The organism is Streptomyces sp. NPDC025784 (assembly GCF_055558435.1).
Map to the genome: position 1 here is coordinate 1,295,391 of NZ_JBVHMN010000001.1, position 15,313 is coordinate 1,310,703.

General features: G+C 71.9%; 13 protein-coding genes. 1 reads left to right on the plus strand and 12 read right to left on the minus strand.

All coding sequences use genetic code 11. The annotated features are described in order from the left end of the window. Window positions 1-79: 79 nt before the first annotated feature. The 10 genes from ACZ4IF_RS05665 to ACZ4IF_RS05710 form a co-directional block, all read right to left on the minus strand. Window positions 80-241, minus strand: coding sequence for a hypothetical protein (locus ACZ4IF_RS05665; protein ID WP_467559757.1), 162 nt, complete (start codon window positions 239-241; stop codon window positions 80-82). Beyond that, the gene (locus ACZ4IF_RS05670; RefSeq protein WP_467559759.1) at window positions 238-2,544 is read right to left on the minus strand and encodes a xanthine dehydrogenase family protein molybdopterin-binding subunit; all 2,307 of its coding nucleotides are present in this window, start codon (window positions 2,542-2,544) and stop codon (window positions 238-240) included. Before ACZ4IF_RS05670 ends, ACZ4IF_RS05665 begins: the two co-directional genes overlap by 4 nt. Then, the gene (locus ACZ4IF_RS05675; protein ID WP_467559761.1) at window positions 2,541-4,040 is read right to left on the minus strand and encodes a (2Fe-2S)-binding protein; all 1,500 of its coding nucleotides are present in this window, start codon (window positions 4,038-4,040) and stop codon (window positions 2,541-2,543) included. The genes ACZ4IF_RS05670 and ACZ4IF_RS05675 overlap by 4 nt, the downstream gene beginning before the upstream one ends. Continuing rightward, window positions 4,037-4,930 (minus strand): FAD binding domain-containing protein, encoded by an 894-nt coding sequence (locus ACZ4IF_RS05680; protein WP_359491592.1) that lies wholly within the window; start codon window positions 4,928-4,930, stop codon window positions 4,037-4,039. Before ACZ4IF_RS05680 ends, ACZ4IF_RS05675 begins: the two co-directional genes overlap by 4 nt. A gap of 280 nt (window positions 4,931-5,210) precedes the next feature. Further along, window positions 5,211-6,869, minus strand: a complete 1,659-nt coding sequence (locus ACZ4IF_RS05685) for a beta-N-acetylhexosaminidase (protein WP_467559992.1) — start codon at window positions 6,867-6,869, stop codon at window positions 5,211-5,213. Further along, a complete protein-coding gene (locus tag ACZ4IF_RS05690) occupies window positions 6,866-7,720 on the minus strand; it encodes a carbohydrate ABC transporter permease (RefSeq protein WP_467559763.1) in 855 nt (284 codons plus the stop codon). Before ACZ4IF_RS05690 ends, ACZ4IF_RS05685 begins: the two co-directional genes overlap by 4 nt. Then, a complete protein-coding gene (locus ACZ4IF_RS05695) occupies window positions 7,717-8,697 on the minus strand; it encodes a carbohydrate ABC transporter permease (RefSeq protein ID WP_467559765.1) in 981 nt (326 codons plus the stop codon). The genes ACZ4IF_RS05690 and ACZ4IF_RS05695 overlap by 4 nt, the downstream gene beginning before the upstream one ends. Before the next feature lie 4 nt (window positions 8,698-8,701). Further along, on the minus strand, window positions 8,702-9,997 hold the full coding sequence (locus ACZ4IF_RS05700; protein ID WP_467559767.1) for an extracellular solute-binding protein: 1,296 nt from the start codon (window positions 9,995-9,997) through the stop codon (window positions 8,702-8,704). Window positions 9,998-10,487: 490 nt separating this feature from the next. Continuing rightward, window positions 10,488-10,784 carry a DUF3039 domain-containing protein gene (locus tag ACZ4IF_RS05705; protein ID WP_028804715.1) on the minus strand — a complete coding sequence of 99 codons (297 nt, stop codon included), beginning with the start codon at window positions 10,782-10,784 and terminating at the stop codon, window positions 10,488-10,490. Window positions 10,785-10,813: 29 nt separating this feature from the next. Further along, window positions 10,814-11,386, minus strand: a complete 573-nt coding sequence (locus ACZ4IF_RS05710; protein ID WP_028804714.1) for a YqgE/AlgH family protein — start codon at window positions 11,384-11,386, stop codon at window positions 10,814-10,816. A gap of 281 nt (window positions 11,387-11,667) precedes the next feature. Between ACZ4IF_RS05710 and murA the strand changes: the two genes are divergently transcribed. Then, a complete protein-coding gene (murA, locus tag ACZ4IF_RS05715) occupies window positions 11,668-13,008 on the plus strand; it encodes a UDP-N-acetylglucosamine 1-carboxyvinyltransferase (RefSeq protein WP_345640836.1) in 1,341 nt (446 codons plus the stop codon). A 110-nt stretch (window positions 13,009-13,118) separates the two neighbouring features. Here the strand turns inward: murA and ACZ4IF_RS05720 are convergent, their stop codons facing one another. Together ACZ4IF_RS05720 and ACZ4IF_RS05725 are read right to left on the minus strand one after the other, a co-directional pair. Next, the gene (locus ACZ4IF_RS05720; RefSeq protein WP_007382399.1) at window positions 13,119-13,400 is read right to left on the minus strand and encodes an HU family DNA-binding protein; all 282 of its coding nucleotides are present in this window, start codon (window positions 13,398-13,400) and stop codon (window positions 13,119-13,121) included. 368 nt (window positions 13,401-13,768) lie between these two features. Continuing rightward, entirely contained in the window at window positions 13,769-15,193 is a 1,425-nt protein-coding gene (locus ACZ4IF_RS05725; RefSeq protein ID WP_467559770.1) for an NAD-dependent malic enzyme, read from the minus strand. Window positions 15,194-15,313: the final 120 nt, after the last annotated feature.

The window sequence follows — 15,313 nt, forward strand, 5'->3', positions numbered from 1 at the left end:
CGGCGGTTCCCCATGTCCGAGAACCATACGCCGCGGCACTGACATTGATGCTGATACTCGGGTTCCGGCGGTCCGCCGCTCAGCCGAAGTACACGCCGCCCGCGACGACGACCACGGCGGCCAGGACGAACACCAGTACCCAGAGCGCCAGTTTCCCGACGCCGGGCGCGGGCTCGTACCGCGGCTCCCCGTTCCCGGGGGCCTGCGCGGGGTCGTCCGCCGTCGGCCCGGGCGTGCTCACGCGCCCGTCACCACGGCCGCCTGCGGGCGGATCGGCAGGCGGTTGACGGGACGGCCCGTCGCCGCCCGCACGGCGGAGGCGACCGCCGCCGGGGACGTCACGACCGGCACCGCGCTGACCGCCTTGGCGCCGAAGGGGGCGACGACGTCGCGCTCCTCGACGAGCTTGACGATGTGGATGTCGGGGGCGTCCAGGGCGGTGGGAAGGGCGTATCCGGTCAGGTCGGGATGGCGGACGAGGCCACGGGCCGTGCGCAGGTTCTCCGTCAGCGCGGCGCCGACGCCCTGGGTGACGCCCGCCTCGATGCGGGCGGCGAGCTGCGCCGGGTTGAGCACCCGGCCGACGTCCTGGGCGAGCGCCAGTTCCACGACCCGTACGGAGCCGAGCTCGATGTCGACGTCCACGACCGCGCGGATCGCGCAGAAGGCCAGGCCCACGAAGGCGTCGCCCTGGCCGGCCTCGTCGAGCGGCTCGGTCGGGTGGGGGCGGCACTGCGCGGTCGCCCACAGCTCCTTGCCGTCCATCGCCTCGGTGACCGTGGTGGACAGCACCCCGTCGTACGAGGTGATCTTGCCGTCGGTGATCTGGAGCAGTTCGGTCGACATCCCGAACTTGTGCGCCAGGGGCTGGAGCAGCTGGGTGCGGACCATCTTGGCCGCGCGCTCCACGGCTCCGCCGGACACCCAGGTGTGGCGGCCCCGGCAGCTCGCGCCAGCCGGGGGCTGGTCGGTGTCGACGGGTGCGACGTGCACCTCGTCGATGCCGAGCGTCTCCTGGACGATCTGCCGGGCCAGCGTGGTGAAGCCCTGGCCGGTCTCCACGGCCGCGCACAGCACCGTGGCGACGCCGTCGTGGACCTTCACGGTGGCCGTCGAGACCTCGTCGGCGCCCTCGGCGCCGAGCATGTGGACCATGCCGAGGCCGTAGCCGACGCCGCGGCGCACGGCGCCGGGCTCGCCCGCGCCCTCGGGCCCGCCGGGCAGCAGCCACTCGTCCTCGGGCGTGTCCTTGGGGAGCGCGGGGAGCGGGTGGTCCCGTACGGCCTGGAGCAGTTCGGCGACCGGGGCCGGGCACGTCACCGTCTGTCCGGTCGGGAGCACGTCGCCCGTGGCCATGGCGTTGCGCAGGCGCAGTTCGGCCGGGTCGACGCCGAGCTTCTTGGCCAGCTTGTCCATCTGCGCCTCGTAGGCGGCGCAGACCTGCATGGCGCCCTCGCCGCGCACGTGGCCGGAGGGCGGGTTGTTGGTGCGTACGGCCCAGCCCTCGATGAAGGCGTTCGGGACGACGTAGGGGCCGCAGGCGAAGGCGACGGCGGCGGCCAGCGACTCGGCGGAGGTGTCGGAGTAGGCGCCGGCGTCGAGCAGGATCTGCGCCTCGACCTTCACCAGCTTGCCCTCGGCGTCGGCGTGGTGCCGGTAGCGCAGCAGCGTGGGGTGCCGGTGGGCGTGGCCGAGGAAGGACTCCTCGCGCGTGGCGGTGAGTTTGACCGGGCAGCCGGTCTTCAGCGCGAGCAGGCCGAGGGGCAGCTGGAAGCCCTGGTCCTCGCGGTCGGCGGTGGCGCCGGGGACGCCGGTGACGACGACCTTCACGCGTTCGGGTTCCAGGCCGTAGCAGGCGGCGGCGGTGTCGCGGTCGGTGTGCGGGTCGGTGGAGGCGAGGTAGAGCTCGACGCCGCCGTCGGGGCGGGGCACGGCCAGGCCGGCTTCCGCGCCGATGGGTGCCGGGTCCTGGCGGCCGATGCGGTACTGGCCCTCGACGACGATCTCGCCGACCGCGTCCGGGTCGCCGTGGCGCAGCGGGATGTGGCGGATCAGGTTGCCGTCGGGGTGCAGGGGTTCGGCCTCGAAGGCGAGCTCCGGGTCGGTCACCGCGTCGAGCACCTCGTACTCGACGATGACGGCGGCGGCGGCCATGCGGGCGGTGTCGGGGTGGTCGGCGGCGACGGCCGCGATGGGCTCGCCGTGGTGGCGGACGACCTCGGAGGCGAACACCGGGCGGTCGGCTCTGCCGCGGCCGTGCAGCGGGTTGCCGGGCACGTCCTCGTGGGTGACGACCGCGCGTACGCCGGGCATCTCGCGCGCGTGGCTGGTGTCGATGGACACGATGCGCGCGTGGGGGTGCGGCGACCTGAGGACGGCGGCCCACAGCAGGCCCTCGGCCCACAGGTCGGCGGCGTACGGGAAGGTGCCTTCGGTCTTGGCGCGGGCGTCCGCGGGGGGCAGCGAGACGCCGATCCCGTGCGGCAGGGGCTCGGGGCCCGTGTCGGGCACCGCCGGTGTCGCGGTGACGGTTTCGTTGCTCACGCCTGGCCTCCGTCCTGGCCGTACGGCTGCTCATGCGGCGCCTGGGGGTCGTACGGAGAAGTGTCCTCGAAGGAGCCCGCTTCGTAGGCCGCCGGGTTGACGCCGCCCGCTCCGGGGCCCGCCTGGTGCGGGATGCGGGCCTCGTCGACGTCCGGCGTGGCATCGGTGGCGGAGTGCGCCTCGCGTTCGGCGACGACCTCGCGGACGGCGTCCAGGACGCCCCGGTAGCCGGAGCAGCGGCAGAGGTTGCCGCACAGTGCCTGACGGGTCTCCAGCTCGGTCGGCGCGGGATTGCCCTCCAGCAGGTCGTGCAGGGTCATCGCCATGCCCGGGACGCAGAAGCCGCACTGCACGGCGCCGCACCTGGCCAGCGCGCGCTGCACGTCGGAGGGCTGTCCGTCGGCGGCCAGGCCCTCGACGGTGCGCACCTCGCTGCTCGCCGCGGTGACGGCGGGCACCAGGCAGGAGGCGACGAGCCGGCCGTCGACCTGGACGTTGCAGGCGCCGCACTCGCCCTGCGAGCAGCCGTCCTTGGCGCCGGCGAGGCCGAGGCGCTCGCGCAGGACGTAGAGCAGCGACTCGCCGATCCAGGCGTCGGTGACGGGGCGGTCCGCGCCGTTGACGCTCAGGACGTACGAGGCGAGGGGGTGTTCGTCGTTCGAGGGTGCGGCGGCGGCCTCCGCGTCGTGGGCCGTGCCGGCCTCGGTGTCCGCCTCGGGGGCGGGCGTACCGGTCCGGGTGTCGTCGGATGCCGCGGCGGCCTCGTGCGCCCGGTCCTGCGCGTGCTCCGCCGGCCCGGCGGGGTCGGCCGTGCCGGTCTCCTCGGGGGCCTCGTGCGCGGGCCCGGTGGGCTCCTGGGCGTCCTGGGCGGGCGCGTGCGGGTGCGGGTGCGTCGAGGCGCTCCCGGAGCCCCCAGCGGGCCCCTGCGGCGGCTCGGCGGTCCACGCCTGACCGATGGCTTCGGACGCCCAGGGCGCGGCGGCGCCGCCGGGGAGGGTGGCGGGCGGGTTCCCGCCCCACTGCTCGACGAGCGCCGACGTGGTGAACTCGCCCGATTCGTCCGGGAGGTCACCTCCGGCGACGGGGATGGACCACTGGCCGGTCACGTCGTGGCCGGGGGCGGTGCCCTCCTGGGCGGCCTCGCTGAAGTCCCACTGTCCGGTGGCGGGCGGCTGGTACGAGAACCGGTCGTCCGGGGCGTCCTGGGCCCCGGTGCCCGGCTCCGGCCAGTCCGCGGACCCGGCGGGCACGTTCCAGGTCCCGGTGGCGGCCGGGTCGGTGGCGTCCGGGGTCGCGGGCTGCACGCTGATCTGCGGGGGCACGTAGCCGTGGCCGGGGGCCGCGAGCGGGCTCTCCCGTTCGGCGAGGAGGGCTTCGATGCCCCCTTCGGGGAGCTTGACGAAGGCGGTGGCCCCGTCGTCGTAGTCGCCCTGGGGCAGCGGGTCCCAGCGGCCCCCGCTCCGCGGGGTGCCCTCTCCGTGCTGGTCGTCGGTCACGACAGCGCCCTCCCCAGTGCTCGTCGGGCCAGCGCGGCGACGGTGCGCCGCAGGTGCAGTACGGCGGGCGGAAGCTGCCCCGGGGAGCCGTCCTCGGCGGGTCCCGGATCCGGGATGCAGGCCGCGGCGACGTACTCGCCGAACGCGTGGAGCGCCTCGGGCACGATCGAGCGGCTGTTGTCCCAGTCGATCAGCTGGGCGACCCACGCCTCGGCGTCCAGGGGGCGCAGCGGCATCGGCGCTATGGCCCCGACGGCGCACCGCACGCCGCGTCGCGCCGGGTCCAGGACGAGCGCCACCGAGGCGACGGCGCGGCCGGGCCCGGTGCGTCCGGTCGCCTTGAGGAAGACCTGCGGGGCGTGCAGCAGCGGCACGCGTACGTAGCCGATGAGCTCGCCGCCGCGGAGCATCTCCATGCCGGCCAGCAGGTGCGAGACGGGGATCTCGCGGCGGGCTCCGCCCGGGCCCGCGACGATCAGCGTGGCCTCCAGGGCGGCCAGCACGGGCAGCGCGTCGCCGGTCGGGGCGGCGCTCGCGATGTTGCCGCCGAGGGTGCCGGCGTTGCGGATCTGCGGCGGTCCGGCCGCGCGCGCGGCAGCGGCCAGCGCCGGGATGAGCGCCGCGAAGTCGGGTCGTCCCATGCGGGCGTGGGTGAGGCCGGCGCCGAGCAGCGCGTGGCCGTCCTGGTACTGCCAGCCGCGGATCTCGCTGATCCGGCCGAGGCCGACGAGGGCGGCGGGCCGTAGCTGTCCGGAGTTGACGGCGGCCATGAGGTCGGTGCCGCCGGCGACGGGGACGGCGGCGGGCATGGCTGCCAGAGCCGCGACCGCCTCGTCCAGCGAGGCGGGCAGCGTCACGGCCTGCGCCGCCTGCGGTGCGTGCGTGGTCAAACCGGCTGCCCCTTCCCGCTGCCCCACCTGGTCCCACCTGTGCTGCCGTACGGTACGTGCTGACAGGGCGGACGTGGCAACTCTGGCACATCTTCCCCGGACCTCGACGCGGGGGTCCGCTAGGAGGCATTCGCCCCCCTCACCAGCGAGATGGTCCGTTTTCGTACAGCATCGCCAATGAGAGCGAATTGCCACTCTTCGGTGATCCTTGGGCGCCTTTTTCCTCGTGAGGCCGCGGTGCCGGGGTGAACGTCGTGTGACACACCGGTGAGGAGTCACCTCACACGTTTGGGGGCGCCCCCTCGATCGGACGTCCGAGCACACCCGGTCGCTTCTGCCACGGCAGCGGTCCGGTGGGCGGACGGTAGGCCACTCCCAGGGCGTCGAGCCGACCGTAGTGGGTGGCCATCCGCCGCTCGAAGGCGGCGAAGTCCCGTGCGGCGGGGGCGGGCAGGGTGCTCCAGGCGACCTCGGCGAAGGCCGCGAGCCGCGGGAACGTCTGGTAGTCGACGCGTGCCCGGTCCTCCATCACCTCGGTCCACACGTTCGCCTGAGTGCCCAGCACATGGGCTTCCTGCTCGGGCGTGAGCCCCGCCGGCACCGGTTCGAAGCGGTAGACGTCCTCCAGGGTGCGGACGTAGGCGATGGGCACCGGCTCGTCCTCGCCGCCGTCCTGACGGTAGTCCAGGTACACGTGCTGTTCGGGGCACATGACGACGTCGTGGCCGGCGCGGGCGGCCGTGACGCCGCCCTCGTAGCCGCGCCACGAGGAGACGGCCGCGCCCTCGGCGAGCCCGCCCTGAAGGATCTCGTCCCAGCCGATGAGCCGACGCCCGCGCGCGGACAGCCAGTTGTCGAAGTGCCGGACGAACCAGGACTGCAACGCGTCCTCGTCCGCGAGTCCGAGTTCCTCGATGCGCGCCTGGACCGCCGGGGACTGCCGCCACTGGTCCTTGGGGCACTCGTCCCCGCCGATGTGGAAGAACTCGGAGAACCGCGGGAAGCGCGCGGGGTCCGCCGGGAACAGGTCGAGGAGTTCCTCGAACACCCCCTCGTAGAACCGCAGTGTGTTGTCGGTGGGGGCGAGTACGTTTTCGGAGACACCCCAGTTGTCCCAGACGCTCAGGGAGGCCGTGTCGACGACGTCGGTGTTGCCGAGTTCCGGATACGCGGCGATGGCCGCCTGCGAGTGGCCCGGTACGTCGATTTCGGGGACGACGGCGATATGCCGCTCGGCCGCGTACGCCACGATCTCGCGGATGTCGTCCTGCGTGTAGAAGCCTCCGTGCGGCTTCTCGTCCCACAGCGGTGAGGCGCGGTGACCGAATTTCGTGCGCGCCCGCCAGGACCCGACCTCGGTCAGCCTCGGGTACTTCTTGATCTGAACACGCCACCCCTGATCGTCGGTGAGGTGGAAGTGGAAGACGTTGAGTTTGTGGGCGGCCATCAGATCGAGATGGCGCAGCACCGCATCCTTGGGCAGGAAGTGGCGTGAGACGTCGAGCATGACGCCGCGCCAGGGGAATCGGGGGGCGTCCTCGATCACCTGCTGAGCGAGGGCGTACGTCGTGCCCGGCCGGACGGGGGCGCGGCGGAAGGCGTCGGGACCGAGGAGCTGACGCAGCGTCTGCGCCCCCCAGAAGACGCCGGCCGCGTCGCCGCCACGGATCTCCACGCCCTCCCCGGCGACGGCGCGGAGCCGGTAGGCCTCGGGCTCCAGGGCGTCGTCGAGGACCAGCCGTACGGCGTCGCGGGCGTCCTGCGGCCCTGGTGGCAGGCCCAGACCGAGCGCCGCGCCGAGGGTGGAGCGCAGCCAGCGTTCGGCGGTGCCCGTGCCGGGCGCGGCCCACAGCGTGGTGTCGGCGCCGAGGCGGACCTCGCCGGGCACGGATTCGTCGACGGCGCGCGGCGCCGGGATCACATCACTCACGTCAGTCAGTCCTTCACCGCTCCGCCGAGTCCGGCGACGAGCCGTCGTTGTACGAGTACGAAGAAGATCAGTACCGGAATCGTCATCACCGTGGAGGCGGCCATGACGCCGCCCCAGTCCGGCTCGTCCGGCTTGTAGAACACGAGCAGCGCCATCGGCAGGGTCGACTGCGAGGTGTCGCTGATGATGAAGGACTTGGCGAACAGGAAGTCGTTCCAGGCCGAGATGAAGGAAAAGACGCTCGTGGCCACCAGGCCCGGGAAGACCAGGGGGAACAGAATCCGCCAGAGGAATCGCGCGCGGCTCGCCCCGTCGATGTAGGCGGCCTCCTCCAGCGCCTCGGGCACGGCCTTTACGAAACCGCGCAGCATCCAGATGGCGAAGGGCAGCGAGAAGGCGATGTGCGGCAGGATCAGCGAGCCCAGCGTGTTCAGCTGGCCGAGGTCCCGCATGAGGAAGAAGAGGGGGATCGTCAGGGCTTCGACGGGCACCATCTGCGCGACCAGGAACATGATCAGCAGGGTGGTCCGGAACCGGAAGCGGAATCGCGTCACGGCCGTCGCCGCGAGAAACGCCACGAGCGCGGAGACGATGACGACGGTTCCCGCCACGGCAAGGCTGTTGAGGAAGTAGCGGCCGAATTCCTGCTGCCCGAAGACGCGCCGGAAGGAATCCAGCGAAGGCGAAAGCGTCCAGGGCCGCGGCTCGGTGGACTCGATCTCCCCGGCCGGTCTGAAGGCGCTGAGCACCATCCAGTAGAGGGGGAAGGCGACCACGACGGCGATCAGCAGTGCGGACGCCTCGGCGGCGAGCCTCCACGGTCGGCGGGGACGGCGGACGACTCCGCGCAGAATGCTCACAGTTCCTCCCCCTGCCTGCGCAGCAGCCGCAGGTACACCAGCGTGACCGCCAGCAGCAGCACCAGCATGACCACGCCGATCGCGGAGCCGAGGCTGTACTGCGAGGCGGCGAACGCCTTCTGGTAGGCGTACACGTTCAGGACCAGGTTCTGGCCCGCGATGCCGCCGCCGTTCGTCATCACGTAGATCTGCGTGAAGACCTTGAAGTCCCAGATGACCGACTGGATGGTGACGACGACGAGGATCGGCCGGAGCATCGGCGCCAGCACCGAGCGCCAGATCCGCCACTGCGAGGCGCCGTCCAGGGCGGCGGCCTCCAGCACCTCGCCCGGCACCGCGCGGATCCCCGCGTACACGGTCACCATCACGAACGGGAAGGAGCACCAGACCACTTCGAGCAGTACGAGCGCGAAGGCGCTGAGCCGTCCGTACGTCCACGAGTGGTCGCCGAGCCCGAGGACCCGGTTGACGGGTCCGAAGTCGGGGTCGAAGAGGAACAGCCAGACCGTGGAGCCCGTGACGGCCGGTGTCGCCCAGGCGCCGAGCGCGGCCAGCATCAGCGCCAGCCGCGGCACCGCCCGCACCCGGGTCAGCAGCACCGCGAGCGCGCAGCCGGCGGCCAGCGTCGCCAGCACGCAGGCCGCCGCGAACAGCACGGTCGCGAGGAGCACCTGCCAGAACTGGTCGTCGGCGAAGAGCGCCGCGTAGTTGCCGAACCCCTGGAACGTGGTCGGCTGCCCGCCGCTGACCTGCGCCTGGGTGTACTCCAGGAACGAGATCAGGCCGAGCTGGTAGATCGGGTAGACGAGCAGGCCGCCGAGGACGGCGAGGGCGGGGGCGAGGTAGAGCCAGGGGGTCCAGCGGCTGCCCGTGCGCCGGGACCGGGCGGGCGGGCCGCCCCGGCGCCCGGGACGGCGCGGGGCCGCCTTGGTGACCGGGGCGCGCGCGGCCCGCTCGGCGAGTGCGTCGTGCGTCATCGGATCAGCCCACGGAGCTGAAGGCGTCGTTCATCTTCTCGGCCGCGTCCTTCGAGGCGGCGGCCACGTCCTTCTTGCCGCTGATGACCTCCTGGAACATCGTCGGCAGGACGAGCGAGGCGTCGATCTGCGCCCAGGCGGGCGAGGCCGGCACGAACTTGGCGCCCGAGGCGAGGGTCTTGACGAAGGGCTCGACGAAGGGCTCCTCGGCCGCGACCTCCTGCCGCACGTCGGTGTAGGTCGGCAGGAAGCCCATCGCGTCGAAGAGCGCGCCCTGGGTCTTCTTGGACGCCAGCTGCTTCATCAGGTCCACCGCCAGCGTGCGGTGCGAGGTGCTCTTCAGTACGCCGATGTTGTTGCCGCCGGCGAAGGCGGGCGCCACCGAGCCGGGCTTCACTCCGGGCAGCGGCACGACCGCGTACTTGCCCTTGACCTTCCCGGCCTCGATCGCCGCATGGCTGAAGTCGCCGCCGATGGCCATGCCCGCCTTGCCCGAGGCGAAGGCGGTCACCGTGTCGTTGCCGCCCATGCCCGCGCACTTGGCGGCGGGACAGTTCGCTGAACCGAACAGCGAGGTGTAGGCCTTGATGCCCTTCTGGGCCTGTGCGCTGTCGATGGTGGAGGAGTACGACCCGCCCTTGCCCTCGGCGAGTTCACCGCCGCGGGACCAGATGAACGGCATGGCGCCGTACGTGTAGGCGCCGCCGACCGCGAGGCCGTACAGGTCGGGCCTGGCCGCGTGGATCTTCCGGGCGGTCTCGGCCAACTCGTCCTGTGTCTTCGGGACTTCGAGGCCGAGGTCCTTGAGGACGTCGGTGCGGTAGTAGAGGGCGCGGACGCCGACGAAGTACGGGGCGCCGTAGATCTTCCCGTCGACCGTCACCGACTGCCGGGCGGTCGGGTCGGTGTCCTTGGCCTCGCTCCAGCCGTTGAACTCCTTCGTGATGTCGGCGAGTCCGCCGTCCTTCACGTAGCCGGCCGTGTCCGTGTTGCCGTACTCGATGACGTCGGGGGCGCTCTTCGGGTCGTTGAAGGCGGCCTTGACGCGCTGGGCGCGGGTCTCCACGGGGATGTACTCGACGGTGACCTTGACGCCCTCGTGCGTCTTCTTGAAGGCGGCGACAGCCGCGTCGACGACCTTCTGCTTCGGCGCGTTGTCGACCTCCTGGAAGAGCCAGACGCGCAGGGTGCCCGTCTTCTCGTCCTTGCCGGAGGAGGAGCCGCCCGAGGTCTGGGGGGCGCAGGCGGTGGCGACGGCAAGGGCCGCGACAGCGGCGGCCGTTCGGACAGAGAGCTTCACGAGCATCCTCCGATGGGGGGCGCGTTGCAACATGCGCAATGGCGGTTTCGCTCTGTACAACACACGGAGGCTATGGAGTACATGAACATGCCCACAAGAGGTCTCAACCACTCTGTGACCACGGGACGCACTCCGTGCAACGCCGGCCCGCCACCGGGCCGCACGGACGCCGCGCGCCGGGCCCTCCCCGCCGCCACGCTCCGGGCCGGCGCGTGCCGCGCTCCCGCTCGCCGCCACGCGCCGGGGCCCTCCCCCGCGGCCGTCGCGCGCGGGGGCTCTCCACCGCAGGCCGTCGCGCGCAGGGGCCCTTCTCCGGCCGGCGTACACCGGGCCCCGGGCTCCATCGGACCGCGGCGCCGCCCGGCGCCGGGGCGGGCGTCAGCGCACCGCGGCGCCCCGCCCCCGGGCACGACAAAGCCGCGGCACCCCGACTCGGGGGGCCGCGGCCTTGCTCAGCGCGCGACCTGCCGCGCCCGGGGGCGCGGCGGCGCTACTTCTTGTCGCCGTCCTTGCCCTTGTCGCCACCGGCGCCCATGGACTCGTAGATCTCCTTGCACATGGGGCACACGGGGTACTTCTTCGGGTCACGGCCCGGGACCCACACCTTGCCGCAGAGGGCCACGACGGGCGTGCCGTCGAGGGCGCTCGCCATGATCTTGTCCTTCTGGACGTAGTGGGCGAAGCGCTCGTGGTCCCCGTCGCCGTGCGACACCTGCGGCGTCGGCTCCACGAGGGTCCCCGTCCCCGTGCCTCGCTGGGGCTGGGTCTCAGGCTCAAGAGTGCTCATGAGTGCAAGGGTACTGAAGCGCACGGGCATCAGTTGAGCGAAGGGTCGTCCGGGTACGTCGCGACCATCGCGAGCTCGTTGCGCTGGCGCCGCAGGACCTCGCGCCACAGGCGCTCCGGCGACGGGGAGGAGACGTCGCCCGGCTCCGACTCGACCACGTACCAGGCGCCCTCGACGAGTTCGTCCTCCAGCTGGCCGGGACCCCAGCCCGCGTATCCCGCGAAGATGCGCAGCGAGCCGAGGGCCGAGGCGAGCAGCTCGGGCGGGGCCTCCAGGTCCACCAGACCGATCGCGCCGTGCACGCGCCGCCAGCCCAGAGGGGCACGCTCGCCGGCCCCGCCGCCCGGGATCACCGCCACGCCGAGGGCCGAGTCCAGCGACACCGGTCCGCCCTGGAAGACGACGCCGGGCTCGCCGGCCAGGTCGGCCCACGCCTCCAGGATGTCGCCGACGTCCACGGGGGTGGGCCGGTTGAGGACGACACCGAGCGAGCCCTCCTCGTCGTGGTCGAGGAGCAGCACCACCGCGCGGTCGAAGTTCGGGTCCGCCAGGGCGGGCGTGGCCACGAGCAGCCGCCCTGTGAGCGAGGACACCTCGGTCATGCCAGACATGATCCCGCATCTTCCCTCCACATGGGGAGCCAATGCCCGTAAGGGAGTGAATGCAGCTCAGGGCGCAGAGGAGCGCCCCCCGCGCACGCCGGTTCCGGTGACCCCGTGTGCCCGATTCGGAACGGTTCGTGTTGTGGCAAAGCTATGACGGACCTGAGTGGTCCTTGGGCTTTCTGAGGGGGGGTGGGCGGCGATTACCCTAGCCTCTCGGCTCCTGCACGACGGGCCTGCCGACCGCTCACACCTGCCCAACTCATCGGAACGCGAGATACATGACCGTCAATGACGATGTCCTGCTTGTCCACGGCGGAACCCCGCTCGAGGGCGAGATCCGTGTCCGTGGTGCGAAGAACCTCGTACCCAAGGCCATGGTCGCCGCCCTCCTGGGCAGCGCGCCGAGCCGGCTGCGCAATGTTCCCGACATCCGCGACGTGCGAGTCGTACGCGGGCTGCTCCAGCTGCACGGTGTGACGGTCCGTCCGGGTGAGGAGCCGGGCGAGCTGGTGCTCGACCCGTCCCACGTCGAGAGCGCCAACGTCGCCGACATCGATGCCCACGCCGGTTCCTCGCGCATCCCGATCCTGTTCTGCGGCCCGCTGCTGCACCGGCTGGGCCACGCCTTCATCCCGGGCCTCGGCGGCTGCGACATCGGCGGCCGTCCGATCGACTTCCACTTCGAGGTGCTGCGGCAGTTCGGCGCGCGGATCGAGAAGCGCGCGGACGGCCAGTACCTGGAGGCTCCGCAGCGGCTGCGCGGCACCAAGATCAAGCTGCCGTACCCGTCCGTCGGCGCGACCGAGCAGGTGCTGCTGACCGCGGTGCTCGCGGAGGGCGTCACGGAGCTGTCCAACGCGGCCGTGGAGCCGGAGATCGAGGACCTCATCTGCGTACTGCAGAAGATGGGCGCGATCATCGCGATGGACACCGACCGGACCATCCGCATCACCGGTGTCGACAGCCTCGGCGGCTACACTCACGCGGCGCTCCCGGACCGCCTCGAGGCCGCCTCGTGGGCCTCCGCGGCGCTGGCGACCGAGGGCAACATCTACGTCCGCGGCGCCCAGCAGCGCTCGATGATGACCTTCCTGAACACCTACCGCAAGGTGGGCGGCGCGTTCGAGATCGACGACGAGGGCATCCGCTTCTGGCACCCGGGCAGCCAGCTCAAGTCGATCGCGCTGGAGACGGACGTCCACCCGGGCTTCCAGACCGACTGGCAGCAGCCGCTGGTCGTCGCCCTGACACAGGCGACCGGCCTGTCGATCATCCACGAGACGGTCTACGAGTCCCGTCTCGGATTCACGTCCGCGCTCAACCAGATGGGCGCGCACATCCAGCTGTACCGCGAGTGCCTCGGCGGCTCGGACTGCCGCTTCGGCCAGCGCAACTTCCTGCACTCGGCCGTCGTTTCGGGCCCGACCCGGCTCCAGGGCGCCGACCTGGTCATCCCCGACCTGCGCGGCGGCTTCTCGTACCTCATCGCGGCGCTGGCGGCGCAGGGCACCTCCCGGGTGCACGGCATCGACCTGATCAACCGCGGCTACGAGAACTTCATGGAGAAGCTCGTCGAGCTCGGCGCGAAGGTGGAGCTTCCGGGCAAGGCGCTCGGCTAGTCACCGTCGTACGTACGCCAATGGGGCGGCCCCCGGTGAAAGGGGGGCCGCCCCATTGGCGTTGCTGCGCCTCGTACGCGTCCCGTGGCGTACAGGACGTACAAGCGGGCTTACTTGCCCTTGGCGGCTTCCTTGAGCTTGCTGCCCGCGGAGACCTTCACGCTGTAGCCGGCCGGGATCTGGATCGGGTCGCCGGTCTGCGGGTTGCGCGCGGTGCGAGCGGCACGGTGGGTGCGCTCGAAGGTCAGGAAGCCGGGGATGGTGACCTTCTCGTCGCCCTTGGCGACGATCTCGCCGACGGTCTCGGCGAACGCGGCCAGAACGGCGTCGGCGTCCTTGCGAGTCACCTCGGCGCGGTCGGCCAGCGCGGCCACCAGCTCACTGCGGTTCATGTTCTTACTCCCGTGTTCTTCTTGCCATTGAGGCGTGCCACGCGGCGGAGCCGCATGTCGGGCACGTCTAAGCCGATGCTGCCAGGGTCCTCGTTCGGTCCCCGCACCCGGGTCCGTGGCCAGACCCTCGCGCCCGAAGACGCATCCTGCCCCCACCTGCGGCGGGAAAGCCAATCCGGCACCCCTGGGAGTCACACGAACACCCTTGGGAGTCACACGAAAAGGCCTGCGAGGCCTGAACCTGGCCGCCACCTTAGGGGGCGCCCACAAGCCCGGCGTCCCGCGACGCGCCGGTGCGAGGGGGGCCGTGGCCATCGTCACAGCCCCCGGAACACCGGGCGCGGACCCGGTCGCGGGGTACCGGGCGCCTACTCCGCGGCGGGCGCCGCGCCCGCCGCCTTCGCGGCGTTGCGCACCGCTCCGGCGACCGCTCCCGCGACCTTGTCGTTGAAGACGCTGGGGATGATGTAGTTCGGGTTGAGCTCGTCCTCGGTCACCACGTCCGCGAGGGCGGTCGCGGCGGCCAGCATCATCTCCGTGTTGACGGTACGCGACTGGGCGTCGAGGAGTCCGCGGAAGACGCCCGGGAACACCAGGACGTTGTTGATCTGGTTGGGGAAGTCGGAGCGTCCCGTGGCCACAACTGCCGCCGTCTGGCGGGCGATTGCCGGGTCGACCTCGGGGTCGGGGTTCGCGAGCGCGAACACGATGGCGTCGTCGGCCATGGCGGCCACGTCGTCGCCGTCGAGCACGTTCGGGGCGGAGACGCCGATGAAGACGTCGGCGCCGCGGACGGCTTCCTTCAACGATCCGGTGAGGCCTTCGGGGTTGGTGTTGTCGGCGATCCAGCGCAGCGGCGAGTCCGTGGCGGCGTCCACCAGGTCCGCGCGGTCCGCGTGCACGACGCCGTGGATGTCGGCGACGACGGCGTTCTTCACACCGGCGGCGATCAGCAGTTTGAGGATGGCCGTACCGGCCGCGCCGGCGCCGGACATGACGACGCGGATGTCGCCGATCGCCTTGCCCGCCACGCGAAGTGCGTTGGTCAGGGCCGCGAGGACGACGATCGCGGTCCCGTGCTGGTCGTCGTGGAAGACGGGGATGTCGAGGGCCTCGCGCAGCCGGGCCTCGATCTCGAAGCAGCGCGGCGCGGAGATGTCCTCCAGGTTGATGCCCGCGAAGCCGGGGGCGATCGCCTTCACGATCTCGACGATCGCGTCGGTGTCCTGGGTGTCGAGGCACAGCGGCCAGGCGTCGATGCCGGCGAACCGCTTGAAGAGGGCCGCCTTGCCCTCCATGACGGGCAGCGCGGCCTTGGGGCCGATGTTGCCCAGACCGAGCACGGCGGAGCCGTCCGTCACGACCGCAACGGAATTGCGCTTGATGGTGAGGCGGCGGGCGTCCTCGGGGTTCTCGGCGATCGCCATGCAGACGCGGGCCACACCCGGCGTGTAGACCATGGAGAGGTCGTCACGGTTGCGGATGGGGTGCTTGGACTGCATCTCGATCTTGCCGCCGAGGTGCATGAGGAACGTACGGTCGGAGACCTTGCCGAGGGTGACGCCCTCGATGCCGCGGAGCTTCTCGACGATCTCGTCGGCGTGGCCGGTGGACGTCGCCGCGATGGTGACGTCGATGCGGAGCTTCTCGTGCCCCGAGGCGGTGACGTCGAGGCCGGTCACCGAGCCTCCGGAGGACTCCACGGCCGTGGTGAGCTGGGAGACCGCGGTTCCGCTCGCGGGCACCTCCAGCCGGACCGTCATCGAGTAGGAGACGCTGGGCGCCGTTGCCATGGCCGACTTCCTCTGCTTTCACCGTGTACTGCGTGTACTGCGCGGCCTTGCCGGGTCGCGTCATGCCGTCCGATCGTCGCACCTACCGCCGAGTACGCGGTAGCCGCCCCGGATTGCGAA